The following is a 21,533-nucleotide window of genomic DNA, read 5'->3' as shown; positions in this document are numbered from 1 at the left end:
ATTTGTATTTTATGTACATAATTTCAATCATTTTTTTAACCTGGGGGGTATTAAGCAGCTAAAACAAAAATTTAGATTAACACTTTATTGTGCTATAATAAAAATACAAGTCAAATATCATTGAGTTGCTTCCCCCGCAACTCTTTGTTATTTTTAAGGAGAAAAATGAATTGATTTGAATCATTAAATAAGGAATTTCCAAATGAAATTATTCAAGCAAATGAGGCTCATATTGATGGCATGTTTGCGCTGGATATCACTGTAAAACATAGAGATATGGAAAATTTAGAAACTTTATCAAGAAAAATAAATTTATGACTTGAAACACAAGATATTTCGCGTTTTGATTCAATTTTAATTCATTCACCCGGGACTGATTTAACAATTGATTTGCAAAACATCAATGAATTTATCAATGAAGATTTAGAGATAAAACTAAAGAAAAACGAAAACAAAGTTGATAAATATATTGCGAAACTACTAGAAGTTCATGATGAATATCTTTTAATAAAATGAAACCAAAGAGGAAATATAAGAAAAATAAAACTTCAAAAAGATAACATTTTTTCAATTAGTAAATACATCAAATTTTAAGGAGTAAAAATGACAAAACCTATTGAAAATTCAAATGCACACGCATTTTATGAAATAGTAAAATCTTTTGAAAAAAAACAAGGATTAGACATAAATGACATTATCAAAGTTTTTAGTGAAGAAACAACCAAAATTCTTTCAAAAATTGACCCAGAAGTTATTGTTGAGTACAAATTAGACGATAATTCAGAAACATTATCGCCAATCATTAAATCAATGATTGTTATAAGCGATGAAGAAGCAAACGAATATGCAAATGCATCAGAAAATGAAGCATTGTTGATGCACGCTTCATACATCTCACTTTCTGAAGCTAAAACCATTGACAAAAATATTTCACTAGATGATGTTTTTGAAAAAGAACTTGACTTAACAAAATTGAATTTTGCACTTAAAAACACAAAATTCCAATCTTTACTAAAAACTATTCACTCATCAATTCAACAAGGAATGTCAAATCTGAGAAAACAAAAAGTTTACGAAACATTTAAAAATAGAATTGGCGAAAGAGTTCAAATTCAATTCAATGCGAAAAACTCAGATGGTTCATGAAATGTTCAAATTATTGATGATAAAAACACACTTACACCAGCATACTTGCCATCTTCTTTAATAAGTTCTAAGAAAAACATTAAAGTTGGCCAATACGATTGAGCAACGGTTTATAAAGTTGAAGAAGAAGCAAAACTAAGTCAAGTTCAAGTTTCTGTTGATTCAAAAGAGAATGTTGAAGAAGCATTGAAACGTAATATACCTGAAATTAACGACGGAATTATTGAAATCGTAAATGTAGTTCGTCAACCTGGTGAAAGAACTAAAGTATCATTCAAACTTGGCAGCTTCGCACCTGAAAATTTTGACATTTTCGGTGCAATAATAGGACCATCTGGCCAAAGAATCTTGGGACTTAATAAAATAATTGGCGAAAAAATCGATGTAATAATGTTTGAAAGCGACCCGCAAAAATATATTAGAAATGCTATGTCACCAGCAAAAATTATCGATGTTGTTGCCAAAAATAAATTTGATGCTAATGCGCGCCAAGATTCATATTGAGTTATCGTAGCAAAAGATAATCTAACTCCAGCAATTGGTCGAAGAGGGGTTAATGTTTCTCTTGCATCAAGTTTGACTGGCTTAAATATTGATTTAATAACCGAAGATAAAGCAAAAGAGCAAAAAATTGAATTTACAAAAATGCCTGAAGAACAAGTTAAACCACTTTTCAAACAAAGACCATCAAGAACATATTCAAAACCTTTATTTGATATTGATAAAATCACTGTTTCAGCCGACTCATTTGATTCTGATGTACAAAACTTCCAAGAGCATGAATTCAAAGATATTGACACATCAGAATTTGATTTAGACTTTGAAGAATTATTCAAAAAACACAATAGCGAATCAAAACCAAAAGAAGAAAACATTACTATTGATGACATATCTAAAGAATTTGAAAAAGAAAACGACAAAAAAGCAGCTGCTAAAATAGATGTTGAAGACTATAAAAAAGTTAAAGAAGCAATTGAAAAGTTCAAAGTTGATGATGATTTATCAAGCTTTGGATTAGATGATTTTGATATAAGTGATTTTGATGTCGATGAAGACTGAGAATAACCAATGCAAAAAACCCAAACCAATAGAAAATGTATTGTAACTGGTAAAATTTTACCAACAGAAAAACTAGTAAGAGTTAATTTTGACAAACCACAAAATCACATTACTCTTGACCTAAAAAATCAATTAAAGGGTCGCGGTTGCTACTTTGAATGTAACGAAGAAAATTGGCAACAAATAACAAAAACCAAAGGCTTAAACAGAGCTTTTAGAACTAATATTTCAAGAGAAATATATGCCAACATTGAAAAAGAATTAAGGGAGGCACAATGTCTAAAAAAAGTAGAATAAGCAATCAACGAGATGTGGAATCTCAATTAAAAAGCATCAAAACAGAGGTTAAAAATGGTGTATTTATTTTTACAAATTCACTGCCACTAGGTGAATTTGCTAAAAAAATCAGTGTAAACCCGAATGATTTAATCAAATCATTCATGATGAAAGGCAAACTATACCAAATTAACCATATGCTTGACGAAGAAGAAATCGCCGAAGTGTGTATGGAACACAATTTAGACTTTAAAAAAGAACAAAATGTTGATGCATCAAACTTTTTAAATAGAGTTGAATTTGAAGACGATGAATCTTCACTTAAAAAACGCCCTCCAGTAATAACAATTATGGGACACGTTGACCATGGAAAAACTACATTGTTAGACTTTATTAGAAAAACTAAGGTAGCTGAAACAGAGTCAAGTGGTATAACACAACACGTTGGAGCTTACCAAGTATCAAATGAAAAAGGAACGATCACTTTTATTGACACACCTGGACATGAAGTTTTTACCGAAATGCGTTCTCGTGGTGCTCAAGTTACTGATATTGTTATTTTAGTCGTTGCTGCCGATGATGGAGTTAAACCTCAAACTAAAGAAGCAATTTTACACGCTAAAGCTGCAAATGCACCAATAATTGTTTTTGTTAATAAAATGGATAAACCAAATGCAGATGTTGAAAAAGTTAAAAGAGAATTGGCTGAAAACGATGTTATTGTTGAAGAATATGGCGGCGATGTCATTACAGTTTATGGGTCTGCTAAAACCGGTGAAGGAATTGACTTACTTTTAGATAATATTATTGCGTTTTCAGACTTAATGGATTTAAAAGCTAACCCAAATCGTTATTCATCAGGTATTGTTATTGAATCAAGAGCTGACAAGGGAGTTGGTGTTGTTGCAACATTGCTAATTACAAATGGAACTCTTTACAAAGGCGATTTTGTTGTTGCTGGTTCTTCATTTGGTAGAATCAAAATGCTAAAAACAACCACCGGCAAGGTGATTGAAAATGCAATTCCAGGAATGCCAGTTGTAGTTTCAGGTCTAAACACCTCACCACTTGCTGGCGATAGATTTATTTCTTTTGATGATGAAAAATATGCCAAAAAAATCGCACTTGAAAAACAACAAATGGACAAAAAACAAGATTTATTTGCCAAGGCTCAAGCAATGGCAAATGAAGAGGGCAAAAAAATCCTTAATGTAATTATTCGTTCAGATGTTCAAGGAACTTCTGAAGCTCTAAAATCAAGTTTAGATGGCATGTGCAATGATGATGCTGTAATTAAAGTTATTGGCGCTCAAACTGGTGAAGTTACTAACTCTGATTTACTTTTAGCACAGGCATCAAACGCCATAATAATTACATTCAGAATTAAGGCAAACACAAACATAAAACAAAGCGCAAAACAAGCAAATGTTAAAATTGCTTACTATGATGTTGTTTTCAAGGTTATTGAAGACATGCAAGCATTACTAGATGGCGAAAAAGCAATCGTTTATGAAGAGAAAAAAATTGGTTCTGGCCACGTTATCAAAACTTTCTACTTCTCAAAAGTTGGTACAATTGCCGGAACTATGCTTGATGAGGGTATTGTAAAGCTTGGTTGCAAAGTTAAAGTCTTTAGAAAACGTAAATTAATTCACGAAGGATTAGTTGAAACACTAAGACGTGACATAAATGATGTTAAAGAAGTTGAAAAAGGCAAAGACTTCGGTATGACTATCAAGAAATTTAATGACTTTAATGAAGACGACATTGTTGAATTTTTTGAAGATGTTGCAGTAAATATTTAGAGGTTTAAATGGATTTAAATAAATATATTCGTGATGTACATAATTTCCCTAAAAAGGGCATAATTTTTAAAGATATTAGCCCTTTATTAGCAAATGGTGAAGCGCTTCATTACACAATTGAACAAATGGCAGTATTAGCATCAGATTGTGATGTTATTGTGGGCCCTGATGCAAGAGGATTTTTATTTGGGACCCCCACAGCTGCAGTATTAAAAAAACCTTTTATAATGGTCAGAAAACCAGGTAAATTGCCCGGAAAAGTTATCAGTAAAAACTATGATTTAGAATACGGCAATAATGTTCTACAAATTCAAGACGGCTTTATTAAAAAAGGACAAAAAGTGGCAATTATTGATGATGTTTTAGCAACTGGCGGCACAACCGAAGCAATAGTTAAACTACTTGAAGAACAAGGAGCAATTGTTAAAAAAATAATTCTACTTCTTGAATTAAAAGACCTTAATGGTCGTGGAAGATTTGCAAAGTCAGACATTGAAATTCATTCTTTAGTTACTGTTTAAAATTTACTAATTGATTCATTTTACTATTGAAAACAAAAAAACTCGTGCGCGAGTTTTTTATTTTGGATCATTAGCGTCTAAAATAAGATCATAGCTAATTGGGCAATGGTCGGACACGCCTGAGTATATGTAATTGTATGCAGTCTTATATCTTTTATATTGACTATAATATGATACTCATTTATCAAGTGATGAAATATTTTCAAACATATATGAACCATCATTTACAAAATCATATAATTTATACACTTTTGCATTTTCATGTTTTAGATTAGATTGATGAACAATTTTGTCAAAAGTTTGCGAGTATGAGTTTATTCTTTGTGATAATGATGATTTATTTTGCTCATTTTCTTTTAATGGCATTTGAGTAGAACCGCCAATCCAACCAAATGCATCTTTTTCATTACCAAGTGAAATATTTGTATCACCTTGAAAAATTAAATCATCATCCCCATTATTTAATTTTTTCGCTCATTCAAACACATTTTTAATATTTCAAGCTTCATTCATTTCGTGAGCACCATTTTCGCGTTGGTATTTAGGCTCATGATTATGTTTATTTTGTCCGGGACCATCAAAATGAGCAAGCAAATATGAAAAGTTTACTTTTTTATATTCTGGAATTCTTAACCCAAATTGAACCAAGAATGGAGGTCTATTGTAATTATTTACAGTGCCTCTAAATTTATTTTCAAAATTGCTATTATCATATGTTGCGCTCTGCTTACCATTTTTTAAAAGTAATGGTTCAACAATATTTGACTTATAAATGTACGCGGCATATTTATCAGCTTGACTCTTATACCCTTTTGCAGCATTATACTCGTCCGATACAATTGATTTTCATACATTATTTGTACCTAGTTTTGATTCAAGTTCGTTTAGTAAATCGACGATGCTTTCAACTGGTCTATTTGAATCAAGTTCTGTTAATCCAACGACATCATAACCTTGTTTATATATAATTGAAGATATGGCTTTTGCCTTAGGTGTTTTCAATGATGAATCGCCAAAATTTTTTAAATTTCAAGATGCAATTCTTAATTTGTTTTTATTAGAAATATTTTGACTTTTTGAATTGTTTTTTGAGTCTATTTCGCCATTTCCAGTAGTTGAATTTGCTTTATTTTCTAGTTTTTTGGTTTTCTTTTTTGAATTAGTTTTTTTGCTCTTTGAATCAGTTTCTTGATTCTGATTTTTATCTTTTAATCTTTTAGATCTGCGAGGGTGATTTCTATTATATCTTGGTCTACCAGCTAGCAAATCAGGCATTGTTGGTTGGTTTGTGTCATTTGAATTTTGCGAATCAATTTCAACATTGCCTTCAGAATTAACATTTGCATCTTCATTCTGATTATTGGTGTTTGCTACTTTATTATTTTCTTTACTAGTTGCGCAAGAACTAGACATAAAAATAGGTGTTGCTATTGTCGATATTGAACTCAAAAGTATTAGCTTAATTTTTTTCATAATTTAATTCTACAACTATATATGAATATAGTGTGGGATGTTCAATATTTGAACTAATGAATGCAAAATTCAATTGAATAAGTAAATTTTAATACTAATATTTTGAGTGTATTTTTAATCTCAATTTTAATAAATAAACATTTGATAATTTTCATGCGCGCTAAAATTAATATATTATGAATAAAAAGATTAAATTATTTGAGATGTTTGCAGGTCTAGGTAGTCAATATAAATCACTTAAGAACATATACAAAAATTCAAATAAAGATGTAATTAGTGTTGGCGTTTGTGAGTTTTATATTGATGCAATTATTTCATACATGATAATTCACTATGGGTTGCTTGAACCAGAAAACAAACTAACAAAAAATCAAATGGTTGACATACTTTCAAACTATACATTTAGCTCAAATAGTAAAGATGTTGTAAATTCTAACTACTTTAACCGGTTTAACGAACTAAAATTACGTAGTTATTTTTCATACCTTTATGCCTATCTAAAAAACAATTATTTTAATGATAGATATAACAAGAGAGAGAGAATCACACGGATATTAAAAGAATTGTCAAATTACCAAAAGATATTGACATATTAACTTATTCCTTCCCTTGCCAGGACTTATCACAACAAGGCAAGCAACGCGGCATGAATCAAAACACAAGAAGTGGTTTACTTTATGAAGTTGAACGAATTCTGAATGAGAACACAGATAGATTACCAAAAATACTTTTACTTGAAAATGTAAAAGCATTAGTAAGCAAAAAATTTATTGGCGATTTTGAAAAATGAATAGGTATATTGGACAAAATCGGCTATAAATCAAAATATAAAGTTTTAAACGCAGCAAATTATGGAAGTTCACAAAATCGCGAAAGAGTCTTTATGGTCTCTATTCTCAAAAGTGAAAAAATTGATTTTGAATTTCCAAACGAGGAAATTCAAATAAAATCTAAATTAAATAAAATAATAAATAATCCTTATGATGGAAACAATCTAAATCACTTATTCAATTATAAAATGAGTGAATTCGTAAAAACTAAAAATAATATTGTTAAATCAAAGCTGGGTGACTACACAAACTTCAATTCAGAAGCATACATTTATAAAACTGATAGTTTAGGTCCAACTCTAACCGCATCAGGAGCAAACAGTAGACTAAAATTCTATTTTGAAAAGGAAAATATAATTCGTTATATAAATGAAATTGAAGCTTATCAATATATGGGTTTTGACATCAATGACGCGCTAAAAATAAAAGAATCCAAACTAATTTCTCCAAATAAAATGATCTTTACTGCTGGCAATAGTATTTGTGTTGAAGTTCTTGAAGCAATATTTAAAACAATTAAAGAGTGTTATGAGAGAAAATAACTTTCTAACCAATAATTTAAAAGTTTTAAAATTACATTTTGCTTCAAAGAACATAGAAAATATAAAAAAACCTGCCTATGATTTATACTTATATATTTTAATTAATCCTTTTAATGGTTTAATTTATGCTCGTAAATTTGATTTTAAAGTTTTTCGCATGAATTTGTTAACTACGCCAAGCTGGTTTAGTAGTAAAAACTCTAATTTCATTAATAGAGGAAAAATTCTAGAAAAGTGCATTGGAAATGATATTCAAAAGTCGCGAACAAATAATTCTTCTGATTCAATAATTAACTTTAGTGAAGATCAAATCAAGAAACTAAACAATCTTTTTAATGACTATAGCCAGCCCATATATCAAACAACAATTTATAACATAAATGCTCTTCTAAATGGTTCAAATCCGTCAGGTTCACTTCAAAATAATAAAAGTAGTCAAACATTATTTATGGATGATAAAACAAACTCAAAATTCTTAGTTATTGTAAAAATAATAGAATCATTAACAGTTGTAGATGCTAATATTAAACTATCTTTTTCTATGTCTGGTAAGGATAATTTTCATTTATTCATGGATTTAACACCAAATGAACTTGATGAACTTGATGAACTAAAAAAATATCAAAAAACAAATAATTTATCACTAATTGATTTTTTCGAAAATCAATTAAATATGAATGTAAAAGAAAATTATTACACAAATATATTTAGAGTTTTAAAAAGTGATTACATCGACGAAACATTAATCAATAGTATCAAAAATAATATAAAAAATCTTTCTCAAATGCGCAAAATTGACGTATCAATTTTAAGACATATTAAGCAGCATAGAGACAATATAAAAAATATTGAGCCTTCACTAAAAATTAATTCAGTAACTAGTGAAAAAGCTCACATATATAATGTAGAATGAATCAAACAAGATATTCAAAAAAATCTATATACTCAAATTAAAAATCAAATTATGAATATTTCTCAAATTAATAATTTAGTTAAAAAATGCGAGGAATTAAGGTGAATAACAGACCAAAACAATTTAATATCTATGGACGCAACACATCATAGACTTTATGACCAATTAACATGAATTTTTGATGAAAACTTTCATGTTTATTTAACATTAAAAAACACAAATATCAATGATTATCAAAAGATGATATTGAATGAATTAAAAAAATTAAAATCTTTCAAACAACAAATACTTTCTAATGCTAATAACAAAATAAATATAGTTAATAATGCAAAAAAATATATTGAAAAAAGAATGCAAAAAGTGAAAAATCAATTAAGTCAAAAAAATAAAAACTCTAGATTTAAATTTGAGACTATAAGTGAAAATTGACAAAAGTTAAATTAACAAAAACGTCTTAGAAATCCTAAGACGTTAATTTGATGATTAAATTATTATGATAAATCAATTTCTTGAGTGAAAATAGTATCAGTTGGTTTGCCATCTTTTGTAATTAAATATCAAGAAAGTTTATATTTATTGCCACCAATATTTTCTACTTTGATACCTTTTCTACTACCATTGAATTTATATCCTATTGATGCACCCTTACTTCCGTGCGTGTTTATTTTTTTCACAATTGATGAATCGATTTCTTTGACAAATGAGATACCTTTTAGAGATTTTCCGCGTTTAATATTTAATTTACCAGCGTCAATTCTTAATGAAGATTGTGAACTTTTTATTGCTTCATCAAGACCCTTAATAATATCACCCTTATTAGTTTCTTCTTCGACAACAAATAATTTACCACTTAATGATGGTTTGTATAGTTCAGGAATCATAAGTGTTTGAGATATATCATTTTCATTCAATACATTTCCATTTTCGGCACCGCTTGAATTTGCATTGCCCCCACCAGGTTGATCACCTTGAGGTTTTTCACTTTTGCCTGAATTTGGAGTGTCTATTGTTCCATTTGAATTTGCTCCAGCACTTTCTGTTGTTTTTATTTCTGGAATATCTATTAAATTTGATTTTTTAACCATATCAAAGAAATTCGCAGTTTTTGTTTCGCTATTATACTTACTTATTTTAAACTCAATACCAACTTTGTTCTCTTCTTTAACAAGCTTTGCTGTTCCTTTAAATTCCTTATTACCTTGCTTAGCATCAGGACTCGCTGTTTCAATACCTCACTTAGGAGTTTGTTTAGGTTTTAATATTGCGAATCTTTCACTATCATTTGGATTCTTGTTATCAAATTTTTTTGTATAAAATTCGTGGGTTTTGTAATCGTAATAAACTATTGTGCCATTTTTAGCTTCTTTTAATCATTTCTTAGCTTGGTCAGCATCAACGATTTCTAAATCCTTAAATATTAAATAACCTTCTTTAACATCATTTGGAGTTGCTTCTTTAAACCCAGAAATAGTTTTGGTTATTGTTTTTTCAATTTTTCCATCAACAACTTTAATTTTGACATTAACAGTGTCTAGATTTTTGTTTTGTACCTTAACTTCCAATACTTCAGTAGTAAATGTTTCGCCTTCAGCTTTTGAAACAATAATATCTTCTTTTGTTGCCTCATCCGCTACTTTACTTTTTTTAGATTCATCAACACTAACTGTTACTAAATCATCATATTTTTTATCTTTTTTAGGTTCTGCTTGGTCTTTTTTAGTTGTAACCTCAAGGGTTATAGTCTTTTCATCTACTATCTTATTTGTTTTTGTGTTGGTTGCTAAATAAGATACTAAAACACCCTTACCATCTTTGAATTCAACTTTTTGAATTTTAACATTAACATCATTGTTTAAAATTTCAACAACAATGTCTTTGGGTTTTAATTCACTTGGTTTTTTCTCAGTGTTTTTAGGTAGTGAAATTTTAAATAGTGTGTTTACATCAACTTCTTCTTGTTTGCCAGCATTTGCTTGCTCATTTTTACATGCAGCAGCAAAAAGTGGCAGTGCTGAAACTGACATGCACGAGGTTATTAAGAACCCTAATTTCTTCTTCATTATCAATTTTCTCCTATATTTAATATCTATTTTTATTCTAAATATTTGAGTTTCATGTATACGCAAAATCATCGAAATCAAAAAAAAAAAAAAACAATTCACACTTTTCCATAATTTAGATTGTTGAATTGCTTTGAATAAATATTAATATTGTTATTAACTACATTGTGTAATGTAATAAAAGATTAGGTAAATAACTTTGTATTTATTACTTAATTTGGCAACTCAATTTCTTGAGTATATACTTTTTCTTTTGATTCATTTGATTTGTTATTATCAATTAAATATCATGAAAACCTGATTTTGTTTCCATCTATGGTTTCAACTTGTATTCCTTGTCCCCTTGTATTAAATTTATAGCCGATATTAGCATCTGTTTTATTTTTTTTATGTGTGTTAATCTTTTTTCTTAATTCAGGGTTTATAGACTCGGTAATTGATATGTCATTAATGGTTTTTTTCTTATTATTTTTTAGAGGAATTTTTAATACACCATTTTCAATAACGATTCGGTTATTATTTACACCTTCAAGAGATTCTAATAATGACTTTTTATTAGCGCCGTTATTTAAAATAAAAACCACTCCGCTCTCAGATGCTTTATAAAGCTCTGGAATTGGAAATTCTTTGGATTTTTCCTCTATTAAGTTATCTTTATTTTCTTTTGGTATTTCACTATTTGAAGGATCGGTTTCAGGTTTAGTTGATATTTCTTTTTCAGTTTTATCAATAGGATTATCTTTATTATCATCGTATTTTCCGCTTGAACTCGATTCACTAGCCTTAGGATCTTTTTGAGCTTCTTCTTTAGGTTTTTCATTATTTAAAGGCTGTTCAGAATTATTATCCGATGTATTCGAATTTGGTGATGTTGTACCTTCTTTATTTATTGTTTCATTTGTTGTACTATTTGGGGTTTCTTTTTTGTCTGCTTCAGTTTTAGGAGCATCTTGATTTTCACTTTGGTTTGTTTCGGTTTTATTTTTATCATCGGTATCTTCATTTGTTTCACTATTAGTTGGGGATGTACTAGGAGTTGCTGGGTTTTCTTTCTCTTTTAGAGCTTCATTAGTGCCAGAATCCACTTTTTTGTCTGGATTGTCTTTTTTCTCGGTTTCAGCAGGTTTGTCTTTTGTTGCGTCTTTATCTTTTTCTGATAAACCATTATTTTCTACTGGTGGTTGATCACCTTGTATGTCATTTTTACCCGATTCCGGAGTTATAGGTTTAGAGATTTTTGCTTTACCTATTTCTAGCAGATTTGATGTTTCAACTTTTTCATAAAAAATAGGTTTTTTTGTTTTATGGTCATATAAACTAATTCTAAATTTAATACCGACTTTTTCTCCTTCTTTTATTAGAAGAGCGGTTGCTTTATATGATTCTTCATTAACATTATCTTTTATAGAACCTTTAGGAGCTACTGTTTCAATAGTATTTTTTGGTTTTGATTTAACCTGAAAAATAGCTAAATTATCATTATTATCTTCTGTTTTAGGTTTTGATACAAAGAATTTACCTGACTCACGGTCATAATAAATAACTGTTTCACTATTGTTTTTGTTTAATCACTCGTGAGCTTTTGAATCATCAACAATTTTTAAATCCTTAAATTTAGTATACCCATCTTTAACTTCTTTTGGATATGCTTTAACAAATCCTTCTATTTTTTTATAAATATGTTTAGTGACTTCTCCATCAACTATTTTAATTTTTACATTAACTGAATCTAATTGTTTTTTAGGAACACTTACGCTTTCTACTGTTGCTTTAAATGTTTCACCTTCTTTAATAGAAATCTTAATATCTTCTTTTGTTACTTCATCAGAAGATTTTTTCTTTGTTTTATCTTCAACGCTAACTGTTACGAAATCATCATATTTTTTATCTTGTTTAGGTTCTTGGTCTTTTTTAGTAGTCAGCTCAAGAGTTATAGTTTTTTCATCTACTATCTTATTTGTTTTTGAGTTGGTTGCTAAATAAGATACTAAAACACCCTTGCCTTCTTTAAATTCGACTTTTTTAATTTCTACATTAATATCATTGTTTAAGATTTCAACAACAATGTCTTCAGGTTTTAATTCACTTGGTTTTTTGTTTGAATTTTTAGGCAGCGAAATTTTAAATAGTGTGTTTACATCAATTTCAGCTTCATCTTCCTTGGTTTGTTTATTTTCATTTTTACATGCAGCAGCAAAAAGCGGTAGTGCCGATACTGTCATACACGAGGTTAGTAAGAACCCTAATTTTTTCTTCATTATGAATATTTCTCCTATTTAGATTTAATCTATATATTTTTTATTTTAATAATTAGAATAGTTAAAAAATCGTAAATTTGCTAAATCAAAAAAAAAAAAAAAACAATTCATATTTTTCCATAAAATGAGTGTTTTAGCAAAAATATGAATATTGAAAAACACAAGGCGCACCTTGTGTTAAATAATTATTGAATAGTGAATAAAACTTGAGTGAATACTTGGCCATTTTCATCAATAACTGTATCACCTTTTTCGGTTTTTTTAGTATCTAGTCTAAACTTAAGAACAACTTTATTGTCTTCTAATTCTATCTTGATGCCCAAATTTTTCTCTGAATTATATCCAATGTTTCTTTTAGAGCTTGTTCCATTTGTGTTAACAACTACCTTTTTATCTTCAAGGGATTCATTCAAAGTAATAAATTTAACATTTTTTCCTTTATAAAATTCTTTATCTATCCCTTTTACAAAACTATGATCAATTTTAAGCATTTTCTTAAGCTTATTATTTGTATTTTTTAAGTAGGCTAATATTTCTTCACGGTTTTTTGATGTATCTTCAAAAGCAAATAATGTCCCTTGCATCGCCAATGCATTTAAGTGGATATTTCTGTTTGTTGGTGTATCTATTTTTTTAAATCCTGTTATTTCATATTCTTTTGTCTTAGTATTGCTTTCTTTGGTTTTATCGCTAAATTGTAATGTAACAATTAATTTTGTTGAATCCGACTCACTAACTTTCATTGAGCTAATTAGTATAGAAACTAAATCTTTGTCATAATCGCCAAATATAAAATCACTTTTTGAAATTGCTGAAGCATATGTTTCAGATTTATTTATTTCATTTTTAATCTTTAGATCACCAAAATTTTGAATCACTTCATCAAGATTTATATTTTTGGTCTTTAATCCGTCAATGTTGTACTCTTTTTCAAACACACTATTATCAGAGTTTCTGGTTGCTTTAAAAACAACAGTTAATAATCCTCTATAATCATCAGCTGAATTTTCTTTAATTTTAACTTCTTTTGTTATATTATCAGCAAACTTAAATTCTTTTAAATCACTATCAACTGCTTTAATTTCTTCATTTTTTACCTCAGATGGTAATTTAGTTTCTTTTGATTCTACAGTGAATTCTAGACCTACGAACATGCTTGAAAAATCATCCACTTTAAAACCTAATATTTCTTTTGTTTGAATATCACTTTCTACTTCTCTGCCATCCTTAGAATATTTAACTTTATAGTTTACAACTAATTTGTTTTGTTCCAGAACTTTTTGTATTGCAGATATTTCAATAGTGTAGTTTTCTTTGATATTATTAGTTATTTTTGATTGTTCTACATTATTAACTAAAACACTTTCTTTATCCGGGTAGTCAAATACAACTTCGCTTGCAATTTTATTAAGATCATTTTGAGTTATTCTATCAATAGTAATTAGGTTTGACGTTGCAACTTCATCAAAGTATGTTGCTTTTTTAATTTTATTATTTCATTGACTGATTCTAAATTTTATTCCGATCTTTGTGTCTTGTTTTACTAATAAAGCAGTTCCTTTAAAACTATTATCATCTTGTCTAGCATCAGGAGTTGAGGTTTCAATACCTCAGTCAGGAGCTTCTTTTGTTTCTAAAATAGCAAAAATTTCTGGATTTTCAGGTTTATCTTTTTCTTTTAACCCAGTAAAAAATTTTTGTTTTCTAAAGTCATAATAAATTTTTGTGCCATCAGTAGCATTTTTTAATCAATCATAGGCTTTATCGTCATTTACTATTGCTATATCTTTAAAAACTTCGTATCCTTTTAGTATTTTTTCTGGCAATGCCTGCACGAATCCTTCAAGAGTTTTGGTTATTTCTTTTGATGTCTGATTATCTGTTATTTTGATTTTTACATCAATGACTGTTCTATTATTTTTTTGTACATTAACACCAATGACTTCTGCTTTAAAGTTTTCACCTTGTGCAACTTCTAACTTGATATCTTCTTTAGTAACTTTATCAGCAGTTTTTTGTTTTGTATTTTCATCGACACTAATGGTTATTAAATTGGCATATTTTTTATCTTCTTTAGTTTCTACTTGGTCTTTTTTAGTAGTGACCTCAAGAGTTATTGTTTTTTCATCTACTATCTTATTTGTTTTTGAGTTGGTTGCTAAATAAGATACTAAGACACCTTTGCCCTCTTTAAATTCAACTTTTTGAATTTCTACATTAATATCATTGTTTAAGATTTCAACAACAATATCTTCGGGTTTTAATTCACTTGGTTTTTTCTCAGTGTTTTTAGGCAGCGAAATTTTAAATAGTGTGTTTACATCAATTTCTTCTTGTTTGCCTCCATTTGCTTGCTCATTTTTACATGCAGCAGCAAAAAGTGGCAAAGCCGAAACTGACATGCACGAACTTAGTAAGAACCCTATTTTTTTCTTCATTAATATAACCCCTTATAATAATTTAATATTTAATTTAATTCTAATAATAAGATCGCGGGCGCAGTTGCAACTGCCCAAAAACAAAAAAAAAAAAAAAAAACAATCCACATTTTTCCATATGTGAACACCTAATTATGATTCACTAGTTAATTTCTTCCATTTTTTAATTACTGAATTAAGTTTAAATTCACTCATTTTGACAAAGCCATTTTTAAAAGCAATATTAGCAACTGAAAAATCATTAAAATCAAAATCAATTTCTATGTTTTTATTCAATGTGGCTAAATGTTTGCAAAACATTGCGTCGTTTTTACCTTTAATTAATTTATTTTTGATTGAGCCATTAATATTATTGATGTTTTGATAAATATTTTCAATGCTTCCATATTTATTTATTAATTTAGTTGCCCCAATTTCTCCTATTCCAATTACACCTTTAATATTGTCAGATTTGTCGCCCGCGAGTCCTTTGAAATCTGGAATTAAATGGGGTTTTATTTTGAATTTTTGTTCAAAATTTCACGGACTATAATAAATAAATCCTGCGCCCGACTTATGTAAAACTGATGTGTTGTTGTCTACAAGTTGTAAAAGGTCTTGGTCTCTTGAATAAATTATTTTTTTAATATTTTTGTTTTGGTTAGCGACAGTTGCGATAATATCATCACCCTCGTCACCAACCTTTTCAAATCAAGTAATATTTAGTGAATCTAATATTTCTTTAGTAATAATGAATTGGTCAAATATTTCAATTGGAGTTTGTTTTCTACCTGCTTTGTATTCTGAATAAAGTTCATGACGCTTGGTTTTTCCATGAGCATCAAATGCAATAAAAATATGTGTTGGCTTAACAAAATTTATTAAATTAAAAAGCGACATAAAAAACACATGAACAGCATTTGTGTTGCGATTATTATCATCTTTCATAGTTATTGCTTTTTCGGGATAATATGACGCATAAAATGATTGAAACATCATAAAATTCCCATCTATTAATAATAATTTATTCATTTTTCTCCTAAATTTCTTTGTATGATAATAATTTTAATTTACCTTTATCATTTTTTATTTGTGCTTTAATTACATCACCACTTTTTAGCGGACTTCACAAATTTCAAGCAAAATTATTAATAAAAAATGCTTGAGTTTTAGTATCATCATTTAATTCTATTACAAAGAATGGCTTTTGGTTTAGTTTTCTTATTGCTTTTACATTTGTCACTATAAATTCAGTGCTTCCAACTGGCAGCGTTAATAATTTAAAACCTGAATCATTTTTATATTTAGCAGTATTGAATGCATTGTATATTTGACCTAGTAAACTAATTTCATTTTTTGCTTCATAATCAATATCTTGTTCAACTAAATCATGATTCAAATCTAGATATCCTAAATCAATAATTGTTTGTTTAGAATCCAGCCATGTTTTTTTTGCAAATAATTTATAGCATTCAAATATTGCTGTAAGGGAATTTTCAATGTATTTTACATTGCCATATTTACGAAAAACATTAGCCTTTGTTAATGTTTCAATCATGCTTTCTGTAATACCTGCAAAACGCAATCTAAGTATTGTTTCATTCAAGTTAGAGCTAAATTCACCATTATTTTTGCGTTCATTTAGTATTTTGTTTACGCCTTCAGTCCCAAATCCTTTTATTACATCAAAAGGAAGATATATTTCATTATCTACAATTGTTGCACTCATTTGCGAATAGTGAATATCAGGTGAATTAACTTTAATACCTTTATTTTTAATTTCATCAACAATACTTGAAATTTTAGCTTGCGAATTACGGTTTGAACTAATCAAAGCTGAATAAAAGTACAATGGATATTTTGTTTTATAATATGCCATTTTCATTGTTAAATAAGCATAAGCAACAGCGTGTGACTTATTAAATCCATATTCGGCAAAACGCTCAATATTATTGTAAATTGAATTGATTTGGGAAATTTTAAGCCCATTATTTAATGCACCAGCAACAAACATTTGTTTATATTGTTTTATTTTAAATTCGTCTTTTTTGCTTATTGCTCTTCTTAAAAAGTCTGCCTGAGAAAAACTCATGCCAGCAACTTTTTGTGCAATAAGCATTATTTGTTCTTGATAAACCATAATCCCATAAGTAGATTTTAATATCTCATCATAAATTGGGTGTATTTTGGTTACAAGGTTAAAATTATCTTTATTTTTGGCATAATCCTTTATGTAAGCCATAGGACCTGGTCTAAAAAGCGAAATGATTGCATATAAGTCATCAAAAGTATTCAATTGAACTGTTGAAATTGTTTTTTTCATACCTGCAGACTCAAGTTGAAATATCCCTTCAGTAAAGCCTTTGTTTAATTGATCCAATGTTTTAGTGTCATTTAAAATATCAATTTTACTATTGTTAATTAAGTAGTCAAAATGCTCAGTTGAAGGTAAATTATTTTCAATATTTTTTACCTCTGTCAATGTTTTTAAGCCTAATAAGTCAATTTTTAATAAACCAAAGTCTTCAACATAATCCATTGTCAGTTGAACTTGTTGATATTCAGTTGCGTTCATCGATGTAGGTGCATAATTAGATATTTTTTGTTTTGCAATAATTAAACCAGCAGGGTGGAAACTCTGTTGTCTAGGCAGACCTTCAATTTTTAATGAATATTCTAAAAGTTGAGGATATTTTTCAATCTCAATAATAAAACTATGGTTTTTTATTGAGGCTTGAGCAAGAGAATCTCAACCATCAAGTGTTTTAGAAATTCTATTGATATCTGCCAAACTTATCCCAAGCACTCTTCCAACATCTCTTATTGCGGTTTTTGCTCCAATTGTCTGAAAAGTTGAAATCAAAGCTACATTGTCAGCCCCATATTTATCTTTTAAGTAATCAAAAACTTCTTGTCTTCTATCATCCTGTATATCGATATCAATGTCAGGTCAACTAACTCTTTCCGGATTCAAAAAACGCTCAAATAATAGGTCATATTTAAGTGGGTTAATTGACGTAATGTTTAGTAAATAAGAAACAAAAGAACCGCCAGCACTACCACGTCCAGGGCCAATAGCAATGTTATTATTTTTAGCTCAATTAACAAGATCTTGAATTATTAAAAAATAATTAACAAAGCCAAGTTTTCTAATTATATTAACTTCTGATGTTAAACGAGAATATCAAACATCTTTTTCTTTTGGTAATTCATGAGCAATTCTTTGCAATCCTTCATTAATAAGTTTTGCAAAAAGTTTTTCATTTGTTTCATCGTCATTATTTTCAAAGCGTGCTAAATTTAGAGTTTTTGGTGGCAATTCAAAATTACATTCATCTATTATTTTATTAATTCGATCAATAATTATTGGATCAATGTCCGGAGAATCAAAATAATTATCATATTGAATTGTTGTTGGTAAATTAGCAACTTTTTGAAGTATATTTAACGCTTCATTGTCTTCAATATTTAATAATTGATTTTGTCTAACATAAATTCCGTTTTCAATTGAAATATCAATTGAATTCACAAAATAATTGCCATTATTTATTATGTAGTTTTTTTTAGTTTTAGCATAGTAACCATCTGTTGGGTGATCTATAACAAAAATATCATTATCAATAATGTTTTCTATTGATAATTCAATATTTTTTGATCTGTCTAGTATCAAATTATTTATTTTTTGGAAACCAGCGTAGTTTTTTGCTAATAAAATAAAGCGATATTGGGCTATATCAATATCAACCCCAACAATTGGTTTAATTTGATATTTTGAACAAAGATCTAAGAAAATTCCCAGACCAAACATATTGTTATAGTCCGTTAGTGCCACTGCTTTTAAATTATTCTCTTTTGATTGCTTAACAAGGTCTTCAATTCTTATTAAAGAGTTTAAAAACGAGTATTCAGTTGTGTTATATAAATTTATATATTTATTCATATAATAATCATAAATTATCAATTTAACTTTTAAAATAAATTCCTAAATATTTGTTTAATAAACAAATAATTATGTTTTCTCCAATATTGAATATTGATTTATCATACAAAAACATAAGAAAAAATGGCTCTACTGGCCATTTTGTTCATAAATTAATTTACCTTGAATTCGCCCACGTTCTAAGTCATTATCCAAAATCTCAATTCTGATATTATCACCAACTTTTACGATTTCTGAAGGATGTTTTATAAAATGATTGTTATTTTTCTTCATATTACTAATATGAACTAAAACATTCTGTTTGATACCGATATAGACAAAAATACCAAAATCAGTAATACTTTGCGCAGAACCCGTAATAATTAATCCTTTTTTTACGTCTTCTGCGTTTAAAACATCTTTTTTAAGTATGTAGCCTTCTTTTTGGTCTCTTATATCCTTGGTAGGGTTTTTTAGCGACTCAATAATTAGCGTTATATCATAAATATTTGAATTGAATTTATTGGCTAACTCTTCAATATTTGCCGCTTCCAAAATTGATTTGTCTATATTTCCCAAATCAATTTTTAAATACTCACAAACGTCAAAAGCAAGCTTGTATGATTCAGGGTGAATTGATGTTCTATCAAAGAAATTTTTAGAATCATGAATTCTTAAAAAACCAACTGATTGTTCGAACGCTTTTGCACCTAAACCCTTCACTTTTTTAAGTTGTGAACGGTCACTAAAACGATTAATTTCACTTCGATAATCAATTATATTTTGGGCAATTTTCTCACTTAATCCAGAAATGTGTTTTAGGATCGTTTTTGAGGCAGTATTTAAGTCAACTCCAACCTGGTTGACAACTTTATCAACTTTAAAATCTAGTGCTTTTGATAATTCTTTTTGGTCAACATCATGCTGATATTGACCAACACCTAAGCTTTTTGGGTCGATTTTAACTAATTCATTCAGCGGGTCTTGGAAACGACGCGCAATATTAATTGCACTTCGTTCCTCGACACTAAAATCAGGGAATTCTTCTTGAGCAATTTTTGATGCTGAATACACAGAAGCACCAACTTCACTGACTACAACATATGAAATATCGCTCTTATCATTGCGTTGTTTAATTAAATTAGCAATAAATTCCTCAGTTTCTCTTGAAGCTGTTCCATTACCAATTGCAATAATGTTAACATTATATTTATTGATTAAATCATTCACAATCTTCACAGCTTGAACTTTTTGATTTTTTGGTGGAGTTGGATAAATAATATTTTTATCTAAAAAGTTTCCTTGTGGGTCAATTACTGCAATTTTGCAACCATGTATATATGCTGGATCAATTGCTAAAACAGTTTTATTTTTTACAGCAGGTCAAAGCAGCATTGATTCAAGACTATTTGCAAATAACTCAACAGCTTCCTTTTCAGCTCTTGCAAACAAATCAGATTTAATTTCGCGAATTATTGAAGGTGCAATTAAACGCTCAAAACTGTCTATCACAGCTTCATGAATAATTTTTCCAGTTTGTTTATTTTTAAAATAAAGTGCATTGATTTGATAAATTAAATAATTTTGATTAAAATCAATATCATATGAAATAATTTTTTTGTCTTCCGCGCGTGAAATTGCAAGAACTCTATGGTTTGGAATTTGTTTTACTTTTTCTTTGAAATCATAATAAAGTTCAAAGTTTTTATTTTCATCTTCAGCATTTTTTTTAAGTTTGGTAATAATTGTTCCAAATTTATAAAGTTGACCTTTTACATAGTCTCTTGCTAAGGCATCTTGTGATATTCATTGACTAATGATATATTTAGCTTGCTCTATTGCAAATTCTATTGTTGGCACTTTATCATTAATGTATTTTTCAGCATCTCTATATGGACTATATTTTGGATCAGTGTTAGTAAAAATTTCTTTTGCAAGTGGCTCAAGACCTAAAGCAATAGCCTCAGTTGCTTTTGTTTTTTTGCCAACTTTAAATGGTTCATAAATGTTTTCAACCTGGGCTTTAGTTTCTGCCAATCTCAATTTATTTTCAATATCTTTGGTCAAAAGATCTTTTTCTTTAAGTATTTGAATTATTGCTTCTTTTCTTTTATTTAGTTCAATGTTATATTCATACATATCACTAATTTTTTGAATAACTTCTTCATCTAAACCACCAGTTTGGTCTTGACGATATCTAGCAATAAATGGGACAGTTGAATTTTCTGCCAATAAAGCTAAAACAACTTGAACTTGTTTGATGTCAAGTTCAAGTTGTTTAGCCACGAATTTAATTGATATTTCGTTCATGTTT

At 28.5% G+C, this 21,533-nt stretch carries 15 protein-coding genes; 8 read left to right on the top strand and 7 right to left on the bottom strand.

What is annotated here, in order from left to right; all coding sequences use genetic code 4:
* The first annotated feature begins 165 nt into the window (after positions 1–165).
* Genes EXC34_RS00840 through EXC34_RS00820 form a run of 5 tightly spaced genes read left to right on the top strand, consistent with a single transcriptional unit; the run spans position 166 to position 4,807 of the window.
* Entirely contained in the window at positions 166–594 is a 429-nt protein-coding gene (locus tag EXC34_RS00840; protein WP_129687511.1) for an LSm family protein, read from the top strand.
* Between the two features lie 9 nt (positions 595–603).
* Complete coding sequence (locus EXC34_RS00835) at positions 604–2,211, top strand: transcription termination/antitermination protein NusA (RefSeq protein ID WP_129687510.1); 1,608 nt, start codon at positions 604–606, stop codon at positions 2,209–2,211.
* A 3-nt stretch (positions 2,212–2,214) separates the two neighbouring features.
* Entirely contained in the window at positions 2,215–2,502 is a 288-nt protein-coding gene (locus EXC34_RS00830) for a YlxR family protein (protein ID WP_129687509.1), read from the top strand.
* Positions 2,481–4,286 carry a translation initiation factor IF-2 gene (gene infB, locus EXC34_RS00825; protein ID WP_129687508.1) on the top strand — a complete coding sequence of 602 codons (1,806 nt, stop codon included), beginning with the start codon at positions 2,481–2,483 and terminating at the stop codon, positions 4,284–4,286. The genes EXC34_RS00830 and infB overlap by 22 nt, the downstream gene beginning before the upstream one ends.
* Positions 4,287–4,294: 8 nt before the next feature.
* On the top strand, positions 4,295–4,807 hold the full coding sequence (locus EXC34_RS00820) for an adenine phosphoribosyltransferase (protein WP_004420051.1): 513 nt from the start codon (positions 4,295–4,297) through the stop codon (positions 4,805–4,807).
* A gap of 57 nt (positions 4,808–4,864) precedes the next feature.
* On the opposite strand, the gene EXC34_RS00815 is transcribed toward EXC34_RS00820, so the two are convergent.
* Positions 4,865–6,280 carry an MnuA family membrane nuclease gene (locus tag EXC34_RS00815; RefSeq protein WP_129687507.1) on the bottom strand — a complete coding sequence of 472 codons (1,416 nt, stop codon included), beginning with the start codon at positions 6,278–6,280 and terminating at the stop codon, positions 4,865–4,867.
* A gap of 176 nt (positions 6,281–6,456) precedes the next feature.
* Here EXC34_RS00815 and dcm_N point away from each other — a divergent pair, with 176 nt between their 5' ends.
* The 3 genes from dcm_N to EXC34_RS00805 are packed head-to-tail and all read left to right on the top strand — an operon-like array spanning position 6,457 to position 9,009.
* On the top strand, positions 6,457–6,876 hold the full coding sequence (gene dcm_N / locus EXC34_RS03710; protein WP_246003939.1) for a DNA (cytosine-5-)-methyltransferase N-terminal subunit: 420 nt from the start codon (positions 6,457–6,459) through the stop codon (positions 6,874–6,876).
* Positions 6,834–7,652, top strand: coding sequence for a DNA (cytosine-5-)-methyltransferase (gene dcm, locus EXC34_RS00810; protein ID WP_220096528.1), 819 nt, complete (start codon positions 6,834–6,836; stop codon positions 7,650–7,652). The genes dcm_N and dcm overlap by 43 nt, the downstream gene beginning before the upstream one ends.
* Positions 7,639–9,009 carry an MAG4270 family putative restriction endonuclease gene (locus EXC34_RS00805; RefSeq protein ID WP_129687506.1) on the top strand — a complete coding sequence of 457 codons (1,371 nt, stop codon included), beginning with the start codon at positions 7,639–7,641 and terminating at the stop codon, positions 9,007–9,009. Before dcm ends, EXC34_RS00805 begins: the two co-directional genes overlap by 14 nt.
* A gap of 47 nt (positions 9,010–9,056) precedes the next feature.
* Here the strand turns inward: EXC34_RS00805 and EXC34_RS00800 are convergent, their stop codons facing one another.
* From EXC34_RS00800 to EXC34_RS00775, 6 genes are all read right to left on the bottom strand, one after another.
* On the bottom strand, positions 9,057–10,625 hold the full coding sequence (locus EXC34_RS00800) for a hypothetical protein (protein WP_129687505.1): 1,569 nt from the start codon (positions 10,623–10,625) through the stop codon (positions 9,057–9,059).
* Between the two features lie 212 nt (positions 10,626–10,837).
* Positions 10,838–12,883: a hypothetical protein gene (locus EXC34_RS00795; protein WP_129687504.1), complete on the bottom strand. Its 2,046-nt coding sequence runs from the start codon at positions 12,881–12,883 to the stop codon at positions 10,838–10,840.
* A 185-nt stretch (positions 12,884–13,068) separates the two neighbouring features.
* Complete coding sequence (locus tag EXC34_RS00790; protein WP_129687503.1) at positions 13,069–15,321, bottom strand: lipoprotein 17-related variable surface protein; 2,253 nt, start codon at positions 15,319–15,321, stop codon at positions 13,069–13,071.
* A gap of 132 nt (positions 15,322–15,453) precedes the next feature.
* Positions 15,454–16,332, bottom strand: a complete 879-nt coding sequence (locus tag EXC34_RS00785; RefSeq protein ID WP_129687502.1) for a 5'-3' exonuclease — start codon at positions 16,330–16,332, stop codon at positions 15,454–15,456.
* A 7-nt stretch (positions 16,333–16,339) separates the two neighbouring features.
* Positions 16,340–19,240 carry a DNA polymerase III subunit alpha gene (gene dnaE, locus EXC34_RS00780; RefSeq protein WP_129687501.1) on the bottom strand — a complete coding sequence of 967 codons (2,901 nt, stop codon included), beginning with the start codon at positions 19,238–19,240 and terminating at the stop codon, positions 16,340–16,342.
* A gap of 129 nt (positions 19,241–19,369) precedes the next feature.
* Entirely contained in the window at positions 19,370–21,529 is a 2,160-nt protein-coding gene (locus tag EXC34_RS00775) for a helix-hairpin-helix domain-containing protein (RefSeq protein ID WP_129687500.1), read from the bottom strand.
* Between the last annotated feature and the right edge of the window lie 4 nt (positions 21,530–21,533).

The organism is Mycoplasmopsis bovigenitalium (assembly GCF_900660525.1).
GTDB lineage: Bacteria > Bacillota_I > Bacilli_A > Mycoplasmatales > Metamycoplasmataceae > Mycoplasmopsis > Mycoplasmopsis bovigenitalium.
The sequence above is the reverse complement of the archived record's forward strand: the minus strand, read 5'-3'. Positions and strand labels throughout refer to the sequence as shown.